Annotated in this window: 12 protein-coding genes and 1 pseudogene; 2 read left to right on the forward strand and 11 right to left on the reverse strand. The window is 73.0% G+C overall.

Annotated elements, in window-relative coordinates:
• Positions 1 to 18: 18 nt before the first annotated feature.
• The 3 genes from ASC99_RS06630 to ASC99_RS06640 form a co-directional block, all read right to left on the reverse strand.
• Positions 19 to 1,626, reverse strand: coding sequence for a cation acetate symporter (locus ASC99_RS06630; protein ID WP_057229337.1), 1,608 nt, complete (start codon positions 1,624 to 1,626; stop codon positions 19 to 21).
• Positions 1,623 to 1,973 carry a DUF485 domain-containing protein gene (locus ASC99_RS06635; RefSeq protein ID WP_369824238.1) on the reverse strand — a complete coding sequence of 117 codons (351 nt, stop codon included), beginning with the start codon at positions 1,971 to 1,973 and terminating at the stop codon, positions 1,623 to 1,625. Before ASC99_RS06635 ends, ASC99_RS06630 begins: the two co-directional genes overlap by 4 nt.
• Positions 1,974 to 2,133: 160 nt before the next feature.
• The gene (locus tag ASC99_RS06640) at positions 2,134 to 4,245 is read right to left on the reverse strand and encodes a type IIA DNA topoisomerase subunit B (RefSeq protein ID WP_057229339.1); all 2,112 of its coding nucleotides are present in this window, start codon (positions 4,243 to 4,245) and stop codon (positions 2,134 to 2,136) included.
• A 503-nt stretch (positions 4,246 to 4,748) separates the two neighbouring features.
• Here ASC99_RS06640 and ASC99_RS06645 point away from each other — a divergent pair.
• Positions 4,749 to 4,979, forward strand: a complete 231-nt coding sequence (locus tag ASC99_RS06645; protein WP_057229341.1) for a hypothetical protein — start codon at positions 4,749 to 4,751, stop codon at positions 4,977 to 4,979.
• A 131-nt stretch (positions 4,980 to 5,110) separates the two neighbouring features.
• Here the strand turns inward: ASC99_RS06645 and ASC99_RS06650 are convergent, their stop codons facing one another.
• The 7 genes and pseudogenes from ASC99_RS06650 to ASC99_RS06680 form a co-directional block, all read right to left on the reverse strand.
• Complete coding sequence (locus tag ASC99_RS06650) at positions 5,111 to 5,794, reverse strand: trypsin-like serine protease (protein WP_235583008.1); 684 nt, start codon at positions 5,792 to 5,794, stop codon at positions 5,111 to 5,113.
• A 384-nt stretch (positions 5,795 to 6,178) separates the two neighbouring features.
• Positions 6,179 to 7,061 (reverse strand): annotated as a pseudogene (locus ASC99_RS06655) (RNA polymerase sigma factor); the annotation flags it as partial.
• 1,073 nt (positions 7,062 to 8,134) lie between these two features.
• Positions 8,135 to 9,004, reverse strand: coding sequence for a FadR/GntR family transcriptional regulator (locus tag ASC99_RS06660; RefSeq protein ID WP_057229343.1), 870 nt, complete (start codon positions 9,002 to 9,004; stop codon positions 8,135 to 8,137).
• A 237-nt stretch (positions 9,005 to 9,241) separates the two neighbouring features.
• The gene (locus ASC99_RS06665) at positions 9,242 to 10,045 is read right to left on the reverse strand and encodes a hypothetical protein (protein WP_057229345.1); all 804 of its coding nucleotides are present in this window, start codon (positions 10,043 to 10,045) and stop codon (positions 9,242 to 9,244) included.
• Positions 10,046 to 10,047: 2 nt separating this feature from the next.
• A complete protein-coding gene (locus tag ASC99_RS06670) occupies positions 10,048 to 11,277 on the reverse strand; it encodes an ABC transporter ATP-binding protein (protein WP_057229347.1) in 1,230 nt (409 codons plus the stop codon).
• Positions 11,278 to 11,477: 200 nt separating this feature from the next.
• The gene (locus ASC99_RS06675; RefSeq protein WP_057229490.1) at positions 11,478 to 12,227 is read right to left on the reverse strand and encodes an NUDIX domain-containing protein; all 750 of its coding nucleotides are present in this window, start codon (positions 12,225 to 12,227) and stop codon (positions 11,478 to 11,480) included.
• 139 nt (positions 12,228 to 12,366) lie between these two features.
• Positions 12,367 to 14,451: a glycogen debranching N-terminal domain-containing protein gene (locus ASC99_RS06680; protein WP_082598127.1), complete on the reverse strand. Its 2,085-nt coding sequence runs from the start codon at positions 14,449 to 14,451 to the stop codon at positions 12,367 to 12,369.
• Positions 14,452 to 15,318: 867 nt separating this feature from the next.
• Between ASC99_RS06680 and ASC99_RS06685 the strand changes: the two genes are divergently transcribed.
• On the forward strand, positions 15,319 to 16,632 hold the full coding sequence (locus ASC99_RS06685; protein ID WP_057229350.1) for an alpha/beta fold hydrolase: 1,314 nt from the start codon (positions 15,319 to 15,321) through the stop codon (positions 16,630 to 16,632).
• Positions 16,633 to 16,706: 74 nt separating this feature from the next.
• Here ASC99_RS06685 and ASC99_RS06690 read toward each other — a convergent pair whose 3' ends face one another.
• Positions 16,707 to 18,290: a DUF4192 domain-containing protein gene (locus ASC99_RS06690; protein ID WP_057229353.1), complete on the reverse strand. Its 1,584-nt coding sequence runs from the start codon at positions 18,288 to 18,290 to the stop codon at positions 16,707 to 16,709.
• Positions 18,291 to 18,293: the final 3 nt, after the last annotated feature.

The raw sequence follows: 18,293 nt of genomic DNA on the forward strand, positions 1-18,293 counted from the left end.
CCCAACCGACGGTCGGCCTCAAGCAGCTCCCGCCCCGGTGAGTGAACGGACCTCCAGCTCCGCGTACTTGTCCGGGTCGGCGACCTCCCGCGAGGTGACGGTGCCGAGCCAGCCGGACAGGAAGCCGGCCGGGATGGAGACCAGGCCCGGGTTCTCCAGCGGGAACCAGTGGAAGTCCAGGCCGGGAAAGACCGCTGTCGGCGAGCCTGAGACCACCGGGGAGAACAGCACCAGCAACACGGCAGGGACCAGCCCCCCGTACACCGCCCAGACCGCGCCCCGGGTGGTGAAACGGCGCCAGAACAGCGAGTAGAGCAGGGTCGGCAGATTGGCCGAGGCGGCCACCGCGAAGGCCAGGCCGACCAGGAAGGCGACGTTCAGCCGCTGGGCGTACAGGCTCAAGCCGATCGCCAGCGCCCCGATCAGCACGGCCGCGATCCTGGCCACCGCGACCTCCTGACGCTCCGTCACCTGCCGTTCGTCCTCCCGGCGCCAGGCCCGGGCGAACAGGTCGTGGGCGAAGGCGGCCGAGGAGGCCAGCGTCAGCCCGGCGACCACCGCCAGGATGGTGGCGAAGGCGATCGCCGAGATCAGCGCGAACAGCAGCACCCCGCCGGTGCTGCCCGCTCCCCCGCCGAGCACCTGGGCCAGCAGCGGAACCGCCGTGTTCCCGGCCGGGTTGGCGGCCCGGACGGCGGCGCTGCCGACCAGCGCGGCGGCGCCCAGACCGAGCACGATGGCCATCAGGTAGAAACCGCCGATCAGCCCGATCGCCCACACCGTGGAGCGGCGGGCGGCCCGGGCGGTGGGCACGGTGTAGAACCGGGACAGGATGTGCGGCAGCCCGGCGGTACCGAGCACCAGGGCAACACCGAGCGAGAAGAAGTCCAGCCGGCTGACCCGGCTCGTCCCGTACTTGAGGCCGGGCTGGAGGAACGCCTCGCCCGCGCCGCTGCCCCGGGCCGCGGCCCGCATCAGCTCGGCCAGGTCGCCGTGGAAGCGCACCAGCACCAGCAGGGTGAGCAGCACCGAACCGGCCACCAGCAGCACGGCTTTGACGATCTGGATCCAGGTGGTGGCCTTCATCCCGCCCACCGTGACGTAGACGATCATCAGCGCGCCGACTCCGACGATCGCCCAGGTCTTCGCCGAGCCGTTGCCGCCACCGGTACCGAGCAGCAGCGCCACCAGGCTGCCCGCGCCGACCATCTGCGCGACCAGGTAGAGCAGGGTGACCACCACGCTGGCGCTGCCGACCGCCGCCCGGACCGGCCGCTGGCGCATCCGCAGCGCCAGCACGTCGGCCAGGGTGTAGCGGCCCGCGTTCCTGACCAGCTCGGCGACCAGCATCAGCACCACCAGCCAGGCCACCAGGAAGCCGATGCTGTACAGCACGCCGTCGTAGCCGTAGAGCGCGATCAGGCCGGTGACGCCGAGGAAGGAGGCGGCCGAGAGGTAGTCGCCGGAGAGCGCCAGGCCGTTCTGCAACGGGCTGAACTCCCGGCCGCCGGTGTAGAACTCCTCGGCGGCCTGCCCCCGGCGCCCGGCCCAGAGCGTGATGCCCAGGGTGACCAGCACGATGACGGCGAACAGGACCACGGCCAGGCCGTGTTGGGCGCTGTTCACCGCAGCTGGTCCTGGGTGTCCCAGCGCAGCTCCAGGGCGGCGGCGTCCCGGCCGGTCCGGGCGTTCCTGGCGTAGAGCCAGGTGAGCACGAAGGTGGAGGAGAACTGCAGCAGGCCGAGCACCCAGGCCACGTTCAGCGGACCGGCCACCTGCTGTCGCATCAGGCCGGGGGCGGCGGTCTGGGCCACCAGGTAGAGCAGGTACCAGCCGAGGAAGCCGGCGGTGGCCGGGAAGACGAACCCCCGGTAGCCGCGCCGGATCTGCTGGAACGCCTCGCTCTCCTGCACCGTCCGGTACACCTCGGCCCGGCCCACGCTCTGCTGCGGTGTGATCTCCTGTTGGGCCACGGCTGCTCCTCGGTATCGGCACCGGAGGGCGAGCCTCCGGTCACCTGGACCGCTCCAGCATGGAACCCTCGCGGAACCGTTCGCGGCGGCTTTGCAGATACGTTCACTCAAACAGGTGAGCCCCCGTCTGCTGACGGGGGCTCACCTGTTACCGCAGGACTCAGGCGTCGATCCGTGAACGGTCCATGGTGGCCGCCGAGTCGACGATGAACTCCTTGCGCGGCGCCACGTCGTTGCCCATCAGCAGGTCGAAGACCCGCTCGGCCTGCTCCAGGTCACCCAGGTTGATCCGGCGCAGGGTGCGGTGGCGCGGGTCCATGGTGGTCTCGGCCAGCTGGTCGGCGTCCATCTCACCGAGACCCTTGTACCGCTGCACCGGCTCCTTCCAGCGCATCCCCTTGCGCTGGAACTCCAGCAGGGTGGAGCGCAGTTCGGCGTCGGAGTAGGTGTAGTGGTACTTCTCCTGGCCGCGCTTGGGGCTGGTCAGCTCGGTGCGGTGCAGCGGCGGGACGGCGGCGAACACCCGGCCCTGCTCCACCATCGGCCGCATGTAGCGCTGGAACAGCGTCAGCAGCAGGCAGCGGATGTGCGAACCGTCCACGTCGGCGTCGGCCATGAAGATGACCCGGCCGTAGCGGGCCTGGTCGATGTCGAAGGTCCGGCCGGAACCGGCTCCTATCACCTGGATGATCGAGGCGCACTCGGCGTTCTTGAGCATGTCGGCGACGGACGCCTTCTGCACGTTCAGGATCTTGCCGCGGATCGGCAGCAGCGCCTGGAACTCGGAGTTGCGGGCCAGCTTGGCGGTGCCGAGCGCCGAGTCGCCCTCCACGATGAAGAGTTCGCTGCGCTCGACGTCGTCGCTGCGGCAGTCGGCCAGCTTGGCCGGCAGCGAGGAGGTCTCCAGCGCGGTCTTCCGGCGCTGCGCCTCCTTGTGCTGACGGGCCGCCACCCGGGTACGGGCGGCCGCCACCACCTTCTCCAGCACGGCGCGGGCCTGGAGCTTCTCGTCCTTCTTGGCCGAGGTGAGGAAGGCCTTCAACTCCTTGGCCACCACCGCCGCGACGATCCGGTTGGCGGCCGAGGTGCCGAGCACCTCCTTGGTCTGGCCCTCGAACTGCGGCTCGGCGAGCCGGACGGTGACCACGGCGGTCAGGCCCTCGGTCGCGTCGTCCTTGGTGATGTCGTCCTCGGCGACCCGGAGCAGCTTGCCCGCCCGCAGCGCCTCGTTGACGGTCTTGGCCAGCGAGCGCTCGAAGCCGGTGACGTGGGTGCCGCCCTTGGGGGTGGCGATGATGTTCACGAAGGAGCGCAGCGTGGTGTCGTAACCGGCGCCCCAGCGCAGCGCGATGTCCACCCCGAGCTCGCGGGTGACCTCGGTCGGGGTCATGTGACCGAGCTCGTCCAGCACCGGGACGGTCTCCTTGAAGCTGCCCTCGCCGTGCAGCCGGAGCACGTCGCAGACCGGCTTGTCCGGGGCCAGGAACTCGCAGAACTCGCTGATCCCGCCGTCGAAACGGAAGGTGTCCTGCTGGACCTTCTCACTCTCCGTCAGACGCTCGTCACGCACGATGATGGTGAGACCGGGGACCAGGAAGGCGGTCTGCCGGGCCCGGGCGTGCAGGTTCTCCAGCGAGAGCTTGGCCTCCTTGAGGAAGATCTGCCGGTCGGCCCAGTAGCGGACCCTGGTCCCGGTCTTCCCCTTCGCGACCTTGCCCTTCCTGGCCATCCCGCTGCCCGCCTCGAAGGGGGCGTCCGGGCTGAGTTCGGTGAAGATGCCCGGGGTCCCGCGCCGGAAGCTGATCGCGTGGACGTACCCGTTCCGGTCCACCTCGACGTCCAGCCGCGCGGAGAGCGCGTTGACCACCGAGGCACCGACACCGTGCAGACCGCCGGAGGCGGCGTACGAGCCACCGCCGAACTTGCCGCCGGCGTGCAGCTTGGTCATCACGACCTCGACCCCGGAGAGCCCGGTCTTCGGCTCCACGTCGACCGGGATGCCACGGCCGTTGTCCTTGACCTCGACCGAGCCGTCCTCGTAGAGGACCACCTCGATCCGGTCGCAGTGGCCGCCGAGCGCCTCGTCCACCGCGTTGTCGATGATCTCCCAGACGCAGTGCATCAGACCACGACTGTCGGTGGAACCGATGTACATGCCGGGGCGCTTGCGGACCGCCTCCAGCCCCTCCAGGACGAGCAGGTGCCGAGCGGTGTAGTTGGAGCCGTCGTCTCCGGCCAGCAGGGCGGACGACGCGTTCGGATCGGCGCTCACTCGGTGTGCACTCCTCAATGACGTTCTGACTCGTCTGACTTCGGCCCGGTGCTTCCCGGCCGGACCCCACAGTGTTCCCAATGCCTGAGACACATCGGAGACGGCCTGCGCAGCTTGTACGCGCTGCGCGAACAAGACCTCGGCCGGATCCGGCGGCACCGGAGCGCCATCTCCTCCTGCCACCACGGGTCCTGAAGGACCGTCGCCCGGAGAGCAGGCGGTGGAGCAGGCGATATGCAGGCTACCCGGTGTCGGGGACGGGGCTTATGCTCCAACCCAGCAGAGGATTATGCTACGCGGACCTCGACACCCGACCGATCGGGAGTTCGAGCCAAATGGCGAGTCCTGGGATTCGGCAGGCATGAACCGCCGGCGCCCTGGGCACGTCCTCAGCAACAACACAGCAGAATCCTCAGAGAAGAAAAGCCACGAGCGGGAACGTTTTCGGCCTGGTTGGATGTTGACCCTGGTACGACAGCTCGTCGAGCTAGAGAAGAGGCGACGTGACTACTGTTCTGACCCCTGCGAGCCCGCTCACCGCGGCTGACCGCTGCGACCGCTGCGGCGCCCAGGCCTACCTGCGCGTCGTACTCGCGAGCGGCGGAGAGCTGCTCTTCTGCGCCCACCACGGGCGGAAGTTCGAGCCCGAGCTCAAGAAGATCGCGGTCGAGATACACAACGAGAGCGGCCGCCTCACGGAGCCGAGCACCAACGCCTCGGAGGACGAACGCTGAGTTCGCCGCTCGCACAGGCGAGCGCGCAGAGCTGACCGACGGAGCCGGTCGGCCGCCCCACCCGGGCGAGCCGTCCGGCTCCGTCGCGTGTCCGACACGCTGTCACCTGACGGTATGTCGGAGCGTGCCCGTCAGAGCACGGAGCGTACTGCGTCGGAGACCGCCGCCACCCTGGTGTAGACCCCGGGGTACCTGGCGTCCGCGCAGCCGGTGCCCCAGGAGACCAGCCCGACCAGCCTGCCGTGCACCACCAGCGGGCCGCCGCTGTCGCCCTGGCAGGCGTCCTTGCCGCCCTTCTCCGCACCGGCGCAGACCATCACGCGCGCGTCGTAGGCGCCGACGTCACCGTGCGAGTACGCCTGGCCACAGATCTCGTCCGAGACCATCGGCACCTCCACCCCGCGCAGCCGCTGTGAGTAACTGCCGTTGCCCTTGGTGTCACCCCAGCCGTAGACCGTCGCCGCGGTGCCCGGCGCGTACGGCTCGTTGTCGTCCTGCCCGAGCAGCTCGATCACCGGGCGGCTGCCCTGCGACTCGGCCAGCGTGAGCACCGCCACATCGTTCAGGTTCCGGGAGAAGTCGTACTGCGGGTGCACCCAGATCTCACGCACCTCGACCTCGCGGCCGGCCCGGCCGCCCAGGTCGTCCCGCCCGATCACCGCCCGCAGGCCGGGCCGCTTCACCTGCTGCCCCGAGGACTCGTCGAAGAAGCAGTGCGCGGCGGTGACCACCTTGGTCGGCGAGATCAGCGCGGCTCCGCAGAACTGGCCGGAGCGGGCGTTGCCGAACTGCTGACGGCTCGCCAGCGCCACCATCCACGGCAGCTGTTGGGTGCTGACCTCCTGGCCGCCGACGATCCTGCGCTGCGCCTGGGCCGGCGTGGCCGTACCGAGCGCGAGTAGCGAGGTCGGCAGCGTGGCGAGCAACGCCAGGGCGACCCCCCGGCGGTGGCGCCGGGCGGTCGGCGGGGTCGGGCGGGCGTCCAGGATGGGCGGCACCGGATTCTCCAAGCTGGGTCGGCGGCAGCAACCGCCACAGCGTAGTGGAGTGATCACGCACCGTGCGGTTGCCCACGCCGTGAGCACTCGGACGGGGGACCCGGCGGGGACCGGGCTGACGAACTGCCGGGCCCGGACAGCCCGAAGGGCCCGGAGCGGGTGTGCTCCGGGCCCTTCGGGGCAGCTCTGGATCGGTCGAGATCAGTCCAGGTAGTCGCGCAGCACCTGCGAGCGCGACGGGTGACGCAGCTTCGACATGGTCTTGGACTCGATCTGGCGGATCCGCTCGCGGGTCACGCCGTAGACCTTGCCGATCTCGTCCAGGGTCTTCGGCTGACCGTCCGTCGAGGACGGAGTGCAGCTGCTCCTGGAGCAGGGTGAAGGAGACCGCGTCGGCCGGGACGACCGCCTCGGAGTCCTCGATCAGGTCACCGAACTCGCTGTCGCCSTCSTCRCCGAGGGGGGTGTGCAGGGAGATCGGCTCGCGGCCGTACTTCTGGACCTCGAYSACCTTCTCGGGSGTCATGTCSAGYTCYYTGSCCAGCTCCTCCGGGGTGGGCTCGCGGCCCAGGTCCTGGAGCATCTGGCGCTGSACSCGGGCCAGCTTGTTGATGACCTCGACCATGTGCACCGGGATCCGGATGGTGCGGGCCTGGTCGGCCATCGCSCGGGTGATSGCCTGCCGGATCCACCAGGTSGCGTASGTSGAGAACTTGWAGCCCTTGGTGTAGTCGAACTTCTCGACCGCACGRATCAGMCCGASGTTGCCCTCCTGGATCAGGTCCAGGAAGAGCATGCCGCGGCCGGTGTAGCGCTTGGCCAGCGAGACCACCAGGCGGAGGTTGGCCTCCAGCAGGTGGTTCTTGGCCCGGCGGCCGTCCTCGGCGAACAGGCCGGCCTCGATCCGCTTGGCGAGCTCGACCTCCTGCTCGGCGTTGAGCAGCGGGACCTTGCCGATCTGCTTCAGGTAGTCCTTGACCGGGTCGGCGGTGGCACCGGCGACCGCGACCTGCTGAGCGGGCGCGTCGTCCTCGTCGTCGTCGGAGAGCACAAAGCCCTTCGACTCCTCCTCGGGCTCCGCCTCGGCCTTGTCGGCGGGCAGCGCGTCGTCCTCGAGCTCTTCCTCGGGGCCGGACTCGTCGCTGCCGGACTTGGCGGTGGTCTTCTTGGCGGCGGTCTTCTTCGCCGGGGCGGCCTTCTTCGCCACCGCCTTCTTGGCGGGCGCGGCCGCCTTCTTGGCGGTGACGACCTTGACCTCGCCGGTCACGGCGTCCGTCTCCAGGCTCTCCACCACCCGGACCTCGGCCACGACCGGGGCCGCGACGGGGTTCGCGGACGGTGCGATCCGCACCGGCGGCTTGGTGGGAGCGGACGGGCGGGTGGTGACCGCCTTGGCCGCCGTGCGCTTGGCAGTGCTCTTGGCCGCGACGCTCTTGCGCTTGGCGACAGTGGGCTCCGCCGCGCTGACCATGAGGTCCACACCCTCCTCAATCAGAACCTGATTGAGGCTGCGCATGACGTTCTTCCACTTGGTGACCGGGATCTGGTCCGCCTCGAAAGCCTGACGCACGTCGTCACCGGCGATCTGCCCCTGGGCCTTGCCCCGCTCGATGAGCGCCAGCAGAGCCGCGGACTCGGCGATCTCGGGGGGGAGCGAACGGGATGTGCTGGCCGACACGAACAACCTCTCGGACGATGAGACAAACTCGACACCAGTACCTGCCGCCGAGCCGACAGGAGCGGCCACGCGCGATCCGCGCGGGCCCGGTTCCGACCGGCTCGGGCTTGAGGACTGGGGTGTGCAGGACGGCAGCGGCGCCGCAGACCAACACAGCATTCTGACACGGTGGCGGTATTCCGGAGTTGCTTCCGCTCCGTACACATCGCCGCTGCTCCTCAAGTGTTACGCATGGCCTTGGTGGCGCCGGTCACACCGACGGGCCCCGGACCGCCCCGATCACGGTCGAAAGACGGCCATGGCCCTTCAGCCGCAGGTGAAGACGGCTGAAGGGCCATTGGGTACCGACGCGTATCCGTACTCGGATCGTTGCCTTTCGGGCTTGTGATCGACGCTTCGTTCGACCGCCCGGGCGGTGTTCGGCCTGGCAGGGTGCCCGGATCAGGGCTCGCGGCCAGGTTCGCGATCAGTGCTTGCGGTCAGTGCTCGCGGGGGGCCGGGACGGAGTGCTCGACCTCGGGGTGCACGGTGAGCAGGGCACGGACGGCGGCGTCGGCGGCGGTGCCGTCGCCGGTGCCGAGCGCGTCGACCAGGCGGATGTGCAGGCTGACCGCCGCGTCGGACGGACGCTCGCAGGAGGTGGCCGGACCGCCGGAGACCTGGAGCGAGCAGGAGACGATGGTGGAGAGGTGCTCCAGCATCCGGTTCCCGGCCATCTGCAGGATCAGCGCGTGCAGTTCGAGGTCGGCTCGGCCGTAGCCGACCAGGTCGCCCTGGGTGGCGGCGAGGCCCATCAGCTCGGCCAGCTCGGTCAGCCGCTGCTGGACGTCCTCCCGGCCGTGGCCGGCCGCCAGCCGGGCGGCCAGCGGCTCGATCGCCCAGCGGAGCTCGAACAGCTCGCGACGCTGCTCGTCGCGCTGCGGGCCGAAGGCGCGCCACTCGATGATGTCGGGGTCGAGCAGGTTCCAGTCGCTGACCGGACGGACCCGGGTGCCGACGTTCGGCCGGGCACTGACCAGGCCCTTGGCCTCCAGGACCCGGAGGGACTCGCGGACGACGGTGCGGGAGACCTCGAACCGCTGGCCGATCTCCTCCGGCACCAGCGGGCGGTCGGCGCCCAGGTCGCCGGAGACGATCATCTGACCGAGCTGCTGGACCAGCTGGCCGTGCAGGCCGCGGCCCCGGCTGCTGGTGGTCTTCCGGCCGATCCGCAGCTCGGACTCGGCACCCTCCCAGCGGGGGGCGGGCGGGGTGGGCCGTTCGGCGTAGGAGAAGCGGTCCAGCTCGGCGGGACCGACTGCGTCGGACGGGCGAGCCGTGTTCATGGTGGGGTGCGCAAGGGTACTCACAGGTCCTTTGTCGGCGATCGGCGGGCCCGGCTTGAGAATTCTCGTGAAAAGCACACGAAAGGGTGATCGCCCGTGACCGGATAATTGACTTCTTATCAGCCAGAAGCCACCATTTCGCCCCGGGGTCGACGACCTTGGTGACAGGACGTCACCTGGCTTGTGGCGCAGGCGGATCCACGCGCGCGGGGTGACGCGGGATGAGCGGCGGAGGGGCCTGCGTCCGAGTGCGACGGTGGGTCAGAGCGCGCGGCGCCGGATCTGGGCCAGCAGGCCGGCCAGCAGCAACAGCACCGCCGGAACCGAGACGGCGGCCAGCAGCGTGCCGTCCAGTGCCGCGGAGACCTCCAGCTGCTGGGCATCGGCGCCCCGCACCAGGTCCAACCCGTACTGGAACGGCAGCAGTTCGCGGAGCTGGGCCGGCCAGACCCGGCCGCTCTGCCGGAGCAGCAGCGACAGCACGGGCTCGAGCAGGGCCGGGACGGCGCACAGGATCAGCAGACCGGCCGCGGCGCTGCGCACCAGCGAGGTGACCAGCAGTCCGGCCCAGCCCGCCAACGCGGTCAGGCCGACGAAGAAGACCAACGGCCGGAGCACTTCGGCGAATCCGGCCGAGGCCGGGTCGAACAGCGCGGCGACCCGCGCGCCCGGCGCGTGCAGCAGCCGCAGCACCGCCGCGTCCAGCAGCACGGTGGCGGCCGCGAGCAGCACCGCCAGCACCCCGGTCGCGGCCAGCTTGGCGACCAGCAGCCCGAGGCGGCGGCGGTAGGACACCCGGCCGGCCGGCAGGCCCGGGTACCGGACCTCGTGGCCGTACGACAGGGCGCCGAGCGCGCCCGCACCGAGGGCGGCGATCGGGAGCGGCAGCAGCGGGACGACGGCCGTCACGCAGCGGACGGCGGCGGCCGTGCCGAGCTGGCCGGCCGGCAGCTGCCTGGCCAGCACCACCGCCACGGCGGCGTCGGCCAGCAGGACGGCGGCCAGGATCAGCCAGGTGGACCGGAGGCCGCGCAGCCGCCGCACCTCGTATGCCAGTACGCGCACGGTCACTCGCTCCGGTGGTCGGGCCCGGTCACGGGCCGGGAGATGGGGCGGACGGTGGAGCTCTCGGGGACCTCGTCGCGGAACAGCTGATGGCCACTCAGGGAGACGGCGCGCAACGGCCGTTCAGGGGCGGCGGTGGCGGTGGCGATGGTGGCGGCGGTGAGCTGGGCGACCAGGGTCTGCTCCTCCGGGCGCTCAGCGGGCTGCCCGGACTGGTCGGCCTGCTCGGGTAGTCCGGACTGGCCGAACTGGGGCTGCGGTCGGGTGTCGTCCCGGTTCCTGCCCGGGGCGTCCGGCGGGTTCAGCAGAACGTGGCCGGAGCGGCCGGAGGCAGTCGGGAGGGAGGGGTGCGGGACGGGCTGCTCGACCACCCGGTCGGCCAGTTCGTGCAGCAGGATGCCGTGCCGGTAGGCGAGTTCACCGATCTCGGTACGGCCGAGACCGCTCACCGCGAGGCCCACTCCGCCGTCCCGGCGGACCTGGTGGCCCTGCTCGGTCAGCAGGTCCGCCAGCCTGGCCATCTGCGGGCCCCGGACCGACACCTCGGGGTGCAGCCTGGTGCGACGGAACTCGGCGACCGGCTGGTCGGCCACCAGACGGCCCTGGTCGAGCGTGACCACCCGGTCAGCCAGCACTGCGGCCTCCTGCGGCGTGCGGGTGGTGACCAGGACGGTGCCGCCGGAGACCGTGAAGGAGCGCAGGAAGGAGTGGAACCACTCGACGTTGCGCGGCGAAAGGCCCTCGGTCGGGGCGTCCAACAGCAGCGTCCCGGGCGAACCGAGCAGCGCGACCGCCAGGGCCAGCCTGCGGTGCATCCCGGGCGAGAACGAGCGCAGCCGGTGCCCGGCGACCCCCGCCAGCCTGGTCTGCTCCAGCAGTTCGTCGGCCCGGGCAGCCGGGACGCCGACCGCGCCCGCCAGCATCCGCAGGTGCGCGCGGGCCTTCAGGCCCGGGTGACCGCCGCCGGCCGCGGCGTCCCCGCCGGCGGTGGGGAGCAGCACGCCCACCTGCCGTTCGGGGCGGCGGAGCCTGCGGTACGTCCGGCCGTCGAACAGGGTGATGCCCTGGCCACGCTCCAGTTCGACCATCAGCCGCAGGGCGGTGGTCTTCCCCGCGCCCTCCGCACCCAGCAGCGCGGTGACCACACCGGGGCGGGCGTCGAAGGTGAGGTCGAGCAGAGCCGGTGCCCGGCCCCGGCGGTGGACCTTGGTCAGTCCGGTGATCTGGATCATCGCTGCCTGCTCCCATGTCTCGGCCGACCGGGGCCACGGAGCACCGCTGGCCCCGAGCCTGCACAGTAGGGCGAGCAGGCCGAGAAATCGGGCATTACGGACGCGACTGGGACGACGTTCCCGTCCAGCTCACCCGATCAGGGGACAGCGACGGGGCCGGGAGCAGCAGGCAGGGGCGGGGACGGGCGGAACGGGCGGGGTCAGGCCTCGGGGCGGAGCATCGGCGGGTTGAGCACGGTGGCGCCGCCGGCCTTGAACAGCTGTGCGGGGCGGCCGCCCTGACGGGTCGTCGTACCGCCGGTGGGCAGCAGGAAGCCCGGCGTGCCGGTGACCTTCCGGTGGAAGTTGCGCGGGTCGAGGACCACGCCCCAGACCGCCTCGTAGACCTGGCGCAGCTCGCCGACGGTGAACTCGGGCGGGCAGAACGCGGTGGCGAGCGAGGAGTACTCGATCTTGGATCGGGCCCGCTCCACGCCGTCGGCGAGGATCTTGCCGTGGTCGAAGGCCAGCGGGACACCCTCGACCGGGGTGGGGCCGAGCAGGTCGCCGACCGGGGCCCAGCGGGCGCTGCTGGCGTCGCCGCCGGGCTGCGGGGTGGGCAGGTCGGGGGCCAGTACCAGGTGGGCCACGCTGACCACCCGCATCCGGGGGTCGCGCTGCGGGTGACCGTAGGTGGCCAACTGCTCCAGATGGGCGCCGACCGCGCTCGGACCCGGGCCCGGCGCGGAGTGGGCGCGCAGACCGGTCTCCTCGGCCAGCTCTCTGGAGGCCGCCTCGGCGAGGCCCTCGCCGGGGCGGACGAAACCACCGGGCAGCGCCCAGTAGCCCTGGAACGGGGACTCGCCCCGTCGGACCAGCAGTGCGCAGAGCGCGTGCTCACGCACCGTCAGCACCACCAGGTCGACCGTGACAGCGAACGGGGGGAAGGCCGACGGGTCATAACGCGACATGGCGACGATCATAGTCGTCTCTCTGACGATAAGCACAGCCGTCGGCAGACCTCGTCAGATGGCCCGCCCGGCGCGGTGGCCGGCCCTCGCCCGGCGGAGGTCCGCGGGTGTCGGCGGGCTCCGCGGGCTCAGCCCCGGCTCAGCGCGCGCCGAGCTGGAGCTCCGGTGACGCCTCCTCCACGACGGCCACGCCGATCCGGCTGACCCGGACCGAGAACGGCTCGCCCGCCACCCGCAGGCCGCTGAGCTCCAGCTCCCCCAGCGGTGCGGTGCTGGCCGGGCGGACGGTGACCCGACCGGCCGGAACGTCGGGCCGGACGCCCGCCAGGGCCGTCACCAGGTGGACCACGGCGGCCGAGGAAAGCGCAGCCGGGCGGCAGGCCGCCGGGTGCGGCACCGGCGGACACCCCGTCACCCGCTGCTCCCCCGCGTACATCTCGGGCAGTCGGCCCTCGAAGTGCGAGGCGGCGTCCAACAGGCCGTCCAGCAGGACCCGGGCCTCCCGCTCGAACCCGGCCTCGGCCAGGCCCGTGACGGCGAGCACCGTCTCGTGCACCCGGCTGGCGCCGCTGCGGTGGCCGAGCGGGTTGAACCGGGGCGACTTGGCGCTGAGCGTCCGCAGGCCCCAGCCGCAGTCGAACTCCGGGGTCACCAGGCGCTGGGCCAGGATCCTGGTCTGCTCCCGGTCGAGCAGGCCCTCGTGCTGGGCCCCGGCTCCGGCCAGACCGAGATCCAGCAGGTGCACGAAGGAGGAGGCTACGGCGGGCAACGGGCGGCCCGGGGCGACCAGGGCGGCGGCGGGGCGGCCGCCCGACAGGTCGTCGATCCAGAACTGGTCACGGAACCGCTCCCGCAGACCGGCGGCCCAGACCCGCCACTCCGGCGCGCTAGGGCGGCCGAACGCCTCCAGCAGCTCGGCCCCGTGCAGCGCGGCCCGATGGGCCTGGGCCTGCACCTCGCAGCGGGCCGGCACCGGCCGGGCGGCCCGCTCCTCGGCCGAGCGGCCGAGGTCGGTGACGAAGCCGACCGGGCCCTCGGGGGCGTCGGCCGTCGGCCGGTCGTCGACCACCGGCCGGTCGTCGGTGACGTTGGCGCGCAGGGCGGCGAGCGCCCGCTCGGCGGCGGGCAGCAGCTCGGCGACCTCCTGGCGCGGCAGGCCCCAACGCCACGCCTCCGCCAGCACGGTGACGAACAGCAGGGTCGCCTCGGTGGCCGTGCAGGACAGCGGCAGCTCGGGCCCGGCATGCCGGAGCACTCCGGGGATCACCCCGGCCTGCGGGCCCGAGGTCGGCTGCCGACGGGCCAGCGCGCGGAGCGTACCGGCCGCCAGCCGGGTGCCGAGCGGAAGCACCAACCTGGCCGCCCAGAGCGCGTCGGCAGCGGTCAGACCGAACCGCCAGGGCGCCCCGGAGACGGGGTAGAGGTCGGTCGGCCGGTCCGCGTCGGCCACCAGCAGGCTGCCGAGCGCGTCCAGCGAACGCGGCACCAGCAGCTCCACCCGGGAGTCGTCGCACCTGACCTCGGGCTCGGACCAGGGCAGCGGCACCCCCGCGCCACGGCCGGTCGGCGGACGTACTCCCACCGGGGTGGCGCTCTCCAGGGTGGTGCTCAGCTCGACCGACCAGCGGGCACCCGGCTGCACCTCAAGGTCCCAGCGCAGGACGCCGGCACCGGCCAGCACGGCGTGCGGCGAGGGCCGCGAGGTGACGGTGGCGCTGTGCTGCGGGCCGGCCCAGCGCAGCCCGGCCGACTGGACCTGCCCTGGCAAGTCCGCCGACCGCTGACCGGCGGCGATCTCGGCCAGCAGGCCGAGGTCGGTACCGAGCGCGATCTCCAGCGGTATGCGGGCGGGGCGGCTGCCGGTGTTCCGTACCGTCACGGTCTCCACGCCGTTGGCGTGGCGGAGCCGTTCGACCGTCAGGGTCGGGTCCGGATCGGGGTCGCCGGGCAGCCGGACGGCGCCGACGAAGCGGGCCTCGGCCGCCGAGGTGAGGGTGCCCTGGAGCGGCATCGGCTCCATCCCGCCGAGCCGGACCTCCATCCTCGCCAGGGTGCGGATGCCCGCGCGGTAGAAGCCGTGCAGGCCGTGCCCCCGCAGTTGGCCGTCCGGGCCGGAGGCGGCCATCGCCGGGGCGCTGACGCACAGCACGGTGGCGTGCGTGGCGACGGGCTGAGGGCGGGCCTGGACGGGCGGGCGCGGCGGCTGGCCGGGCGCACCCGCCATGGGGGCGGGGTTCGGAGGGAGGCCGGGCCCCTGGTCGGGGCGCGGGATCCCGGCTCTCGACGCCGCGTCAGCGGACGGGCCCGCGCCGGGTGGTGCGTACGGCGGGCGCGCGGGTGCGGACTGGGCTGCGGGGTGAACGGCGGGGTGGGGTACGGAGTGCGGCGGGGCCGGTGGCGCCGACGGGGCGCCGGACCAGGCAGGTACTGGCGGCACGGCGCCGGTGGGGCCGAAGCCGGCGGGACCGGCGCCGGGGGCGGGGTACGGAGCGGGCCCGGCGGGACCTGACGGTGCGGCAGACCCGGTGGGGGGCGGCGTGTCCCGGGGCGGCCTTGGGTCGGTCACCAGGCTCTCCTTCTTCGGCCGGTCGACGGCTGGGTTGCCGGTCGGCCGGGCTCGTGGTCGGTCAGGGGCGGGTACGGCTGGATCGGAGCGGTGGTCGGACCGCTCGTAGAGCATGGGACCGGGCCCACACCCGTGGTGCGGCGCCGGTCGGACGGGCCGGTCGCGTCGTGAGCCGCGCTGCTCCGACGCCCGGACACTCGCCGCCCGGACGTCGTTCGGGCGGCCGGCGCATATGCCCCGCAGGTTGAACGCACCGCACCTCCCCCAGGTCACGCCGATCCGGCTGTCATCGGCAGGCCGATCGCCTGTCGCACCAGTTGTCGCACTGCCTCGAACGGCCCCCGTCAGCGGCGGTCGGCAACGGCTCCCCCGTGTCGTTCGCGGCCGGAGTGCCCCGACCGGATCCCGTCCCGACGGCTGCTTCGCCCGCGCCAGGATACGGTGCGGTGGCGGCGGCGGGCGCACCGGGAACACCGTGGGCGGCCGCCGCTCAGCGCCTGTGACCAGCGTGTACCGAGGAGTTGTATGTCCACCGCCAGCCGGCTGCCCGGGATTGTCACCACCGACCACCTCTTCCACCTGCCGCTCGACCACCAGGCCCCGGAGGGCGAGCAGATCGAGGTGTACGCCCGGGAGGTGGTCGCCTCCGACCGGGAGGGTGACGACCTGCCCTGGCTGCTCTTCCTGCAGGGCGGCCCCGGGGGCAGGGCGAACCGCCCGATCGGTCGGGACGGCTGGCTCGTCCGGGCCCTGGACGACTACCGGGTGCTGCTGCTCGACCAGCGCGGCACCGGCCGGTCCACCCCCGCCACCCGGCAGACCCTGGCCCGTCGGGGCGACCCCCGGCAGCAGGCCGACTACCTGGCGCACTTCCGGGCCGACTCGATCGTCCGGGACGCGGAACTGATCCGCCGTCGGCTGCTCGGGGAAACCGGCCGCTGGAGCCTGCTCGGCCAGAGCTTCGGCGGCTTCTGCATCCTCAGCTACCTCTCGATCGCCCCCGAGGGCGTGCGCGAGGCCTTCGTGACCGGCGGTCTGCCGGGCCTGCGCAGCTCGGCCGAGGACGTCTACCGGGCCGCCTACCCCCGGGTGGCCCGGAAGAACGCGGGCCACTACGCCCGCTACCCGGACGATGTGACGGCTGTTCAGCGGATCGCCGCGCACCTGTTGGAGCGGCCGGCCGAGCTGCCGGACGGCGGCCTGCTGACCGTGCAGGCGTTCCAGGGGCTCGGCATGCTGCTCGGCACCGGGAGCGGCTCGCACGTGCTGCACTACCTGCTGGAGGACGCCTGGGTCGAGGGCCCCGCCGGGCCGGAGCTCTCCGACACCTTCCTGGCCGGGGTGCAGGCCCAACTCTCCTTCGCCCAGGGGCCGCTGTACGCGGTGCTGCACGAATCCATCTACGGCCAGCGGTCGGTGGACCCGGCCGGGACCGAGTGGGCGGCGGAGCGCGTGCGCAAGGACTTCCCCGAGTTCGACGCCGAGGCGGCGGTACGGGAGGGACGGGCGGTGCTGCTCACCGGGGAGATGATCTACCCCGCGCTGTTCGAGAACGACCCTGCGCTGCGGTCGCTGCGGGAGACCGCCCAGCTGCTCGCGGAGCGGACCGACTGGCCGGACCTGTACTCCCCGGAGCGACTGGCGAGCAACCAAGTCCCGGTGCTGGCAGCGGTCTACCACGACGACATGTACGTCGACACCACGGACTCGCTGGCCACCGCGGACGCCGTCCAGGGCATGCGGGTCTGGGTCACCAACGAGTGGGAGCACGACGGGCTGCGGGTCAGCGGCGGTGCCGTCCTCGACCGGCTGATCCGGATGGCGCGCGGCGAGATCTAGGGCCTGTCTGACCGTTGGCGTCGGATCAGGCCCTAGCACTGGCGAGGCCCTGGGGATCTGCCCCGGAGGGCCCGTCATCGGGCCCGCCTGGCCCGGTGGGCCCGGTGCGGACGGTGGGCCCGCCTGGCCACCCGGACGGTGAACGGGCCCGCCTCCTCCGGGAGGTCGTAGGCCGGGCCGCCGCCACCGCCCGCTCTCCGGCCCGAGCGGCGGGCCTTCCGGCGGCTCTGCCGGGACGAGGACGGCCGGCCGGACCGCCCAGGGTCACCGGCCTGGCGGGGCACCCGCGGTCGGCCGGGCTGACCCGACCGGTCGGGCTGGTCGGCCGGACCGGCCGAGCCGCCCGGCGGTGCCGGGGGGTGCTGACGCTGCGTCGGTACGGTCGGGGGCCCGGGCGGGGGCGGCATGGCCGACGGCCCGGGGTCGTCCGGTGGCACCGCCACGTCCGTCGGCCGGAGGTCCGCCAGCTGCTCGCGGGCCCGGCGCTCCTGGCGGACCCGGTCGTGCAGCTCGCTCGGGTGCAGGCCGCCGTTGAGGGACTCGTAGAGCAGTTGGGCCAGCGTGTACCCCTGGTCCAGGTCGAGCACCCGGGACAGCACCACCCGGGCCGTCGCGGTGTCCCCCGCCAGCCAGGACGTCCAGGCCAGCAGGGTGAGCGGGGGTGCCGCGTAGTGCTCGAACGGCGGGACGCACTGCCGGGCGAGGTAGCGCCACAGCCGCTGGGCCGGGATGAGCTCGTCCGGCTCGGCGTACTCGGCCGCGCGGTCGCGGGCCAGCTTGTCCTGCAGGCCGACCAGCAGGCGCGCGGTGCGGACCCGGTCGAGCTCGCAGGCGCCGGTGCCGAACTCGGCCAGCACCTCGGCGAGCAGGACGCCCGTCCGCTCCAGCGTCGCCAGCCGGCCGCCTGGGCCGGAGAGCTCGTGGATCAGCTGCGGCCCGGCCCGGCCGATCGCCTCCCGGACCTGCGCGTCCTCCGGCGGCCCGACCGGGATCAGCCCGGCGGCGATCGCCTTCCGGCTGCCGCGCGGTGCCACCCCGGCGAAAGCGGCGGCCGCGGCGATCGGGCTGGGCAGCCGGACGGAGCGGATCGGCACGCCGGCCGGGTCGCAGCAGCTCTCGCCGCCGCACAGGAAGGACCACCAGCGCCCGTCCGAGACCAGCAGGGACTCCTTCACCAGCACCCCGGCGGCCCGGAACGCCTGGGCCAGCTGCTCCGCCAGCGGCCTGAGCCCGGCCAGCACCCCGGGGCCGTCGACCGGCCCGCCACTGCCGGGCCCACCGCCGGGCCCGCTTCCCGGCCCGCTCCCGGGCTCGCTCCCGACCCCGGCGGCCGGCTCCGCCGCATCCCGGCAGAGGTAGAGCAGCACCTGCTCGGGCGGCCTGTCCCGCTGCCCGGAGAGTGTGACGAGCAGCCGGGCCGTGTCGGCCGCGACCGACGGCCAGTCGGCCGGATCGGTGGGGATGTCGAGCCGGATGACCCCGCCCTGCTGGAGCATCGGCCCCTGCAGACCGACGGCGACCACACTGTCGTCGGGGAAGAAGCCGAGCAGGTAGGGCAGCATCTCGGCCATGTCGGCCGGGCCGCGCATCTGGAGCGGGACCTGCCCGGAGAGCGGGCCGGTGACGGACTGGATCAGGTGTTCCTCGTTGCCGTTCATGTC

This window comes from Kitasatospora sp. Root107 (genome assembly GCF_001424875.1).
In the GTDB taxonomy this organism is placed as follows: Bacteria; Actinomycetota; Actinomycetes; order Streptomycetales; family Streptomycetaceae; genus Kitasatospora.

What these genes read in the sequence shown, in the direction of transcription:
- ASC99_RS06650 (WP_235583008.1), bottom strand. Translation starts at nt 5,794, where the DNA reads ATGGTGGCGCTGGCGAGCCGTCAGCAGTTCGGCAACGCCCGCTCCGGC.
- ASC99_RS06670 (WP_057229347.1), bottom strand. Translation starts at nt 11,277, where the DNA reads ATGATCCAGATCACCGGACTGACCAAGGTCCACCGCCGGGGCCGGGCA.
- ASC99_RS06675 (WP_057229490.1), bottom strand. Translation starts at nt 12,227, where the DNA reads ATGTCGCGTTATGACCCGTCGGCCTTCCCCCCGTTCGCTGTCACGGTC.
- ASC99_RS06680 (WP_082598127.1), bottom strand. Translation starts at nt 14,451, where the DNA reads ATGGCGGGTGCGCCCGGCCAGCCGCCGCGCCCGCCCGTCCAGGCCCGC.
- ASC99_RS06685 (WP_057229350.1), top strand. Translation starts at nt 15,319, where the DNA reads ATGTCCACCGCCAGCCGGCTGCCCGGGATTGTCACCACCGACCACCTC.
- ASC99_RS06690 (WP_057229353.1), bottom strand. Translation starts at nt 18,290, where the DNA reads ATGAACGGCAACGAGGAACACCTGATCCAGTCCGTCACCGGCCCGCTC.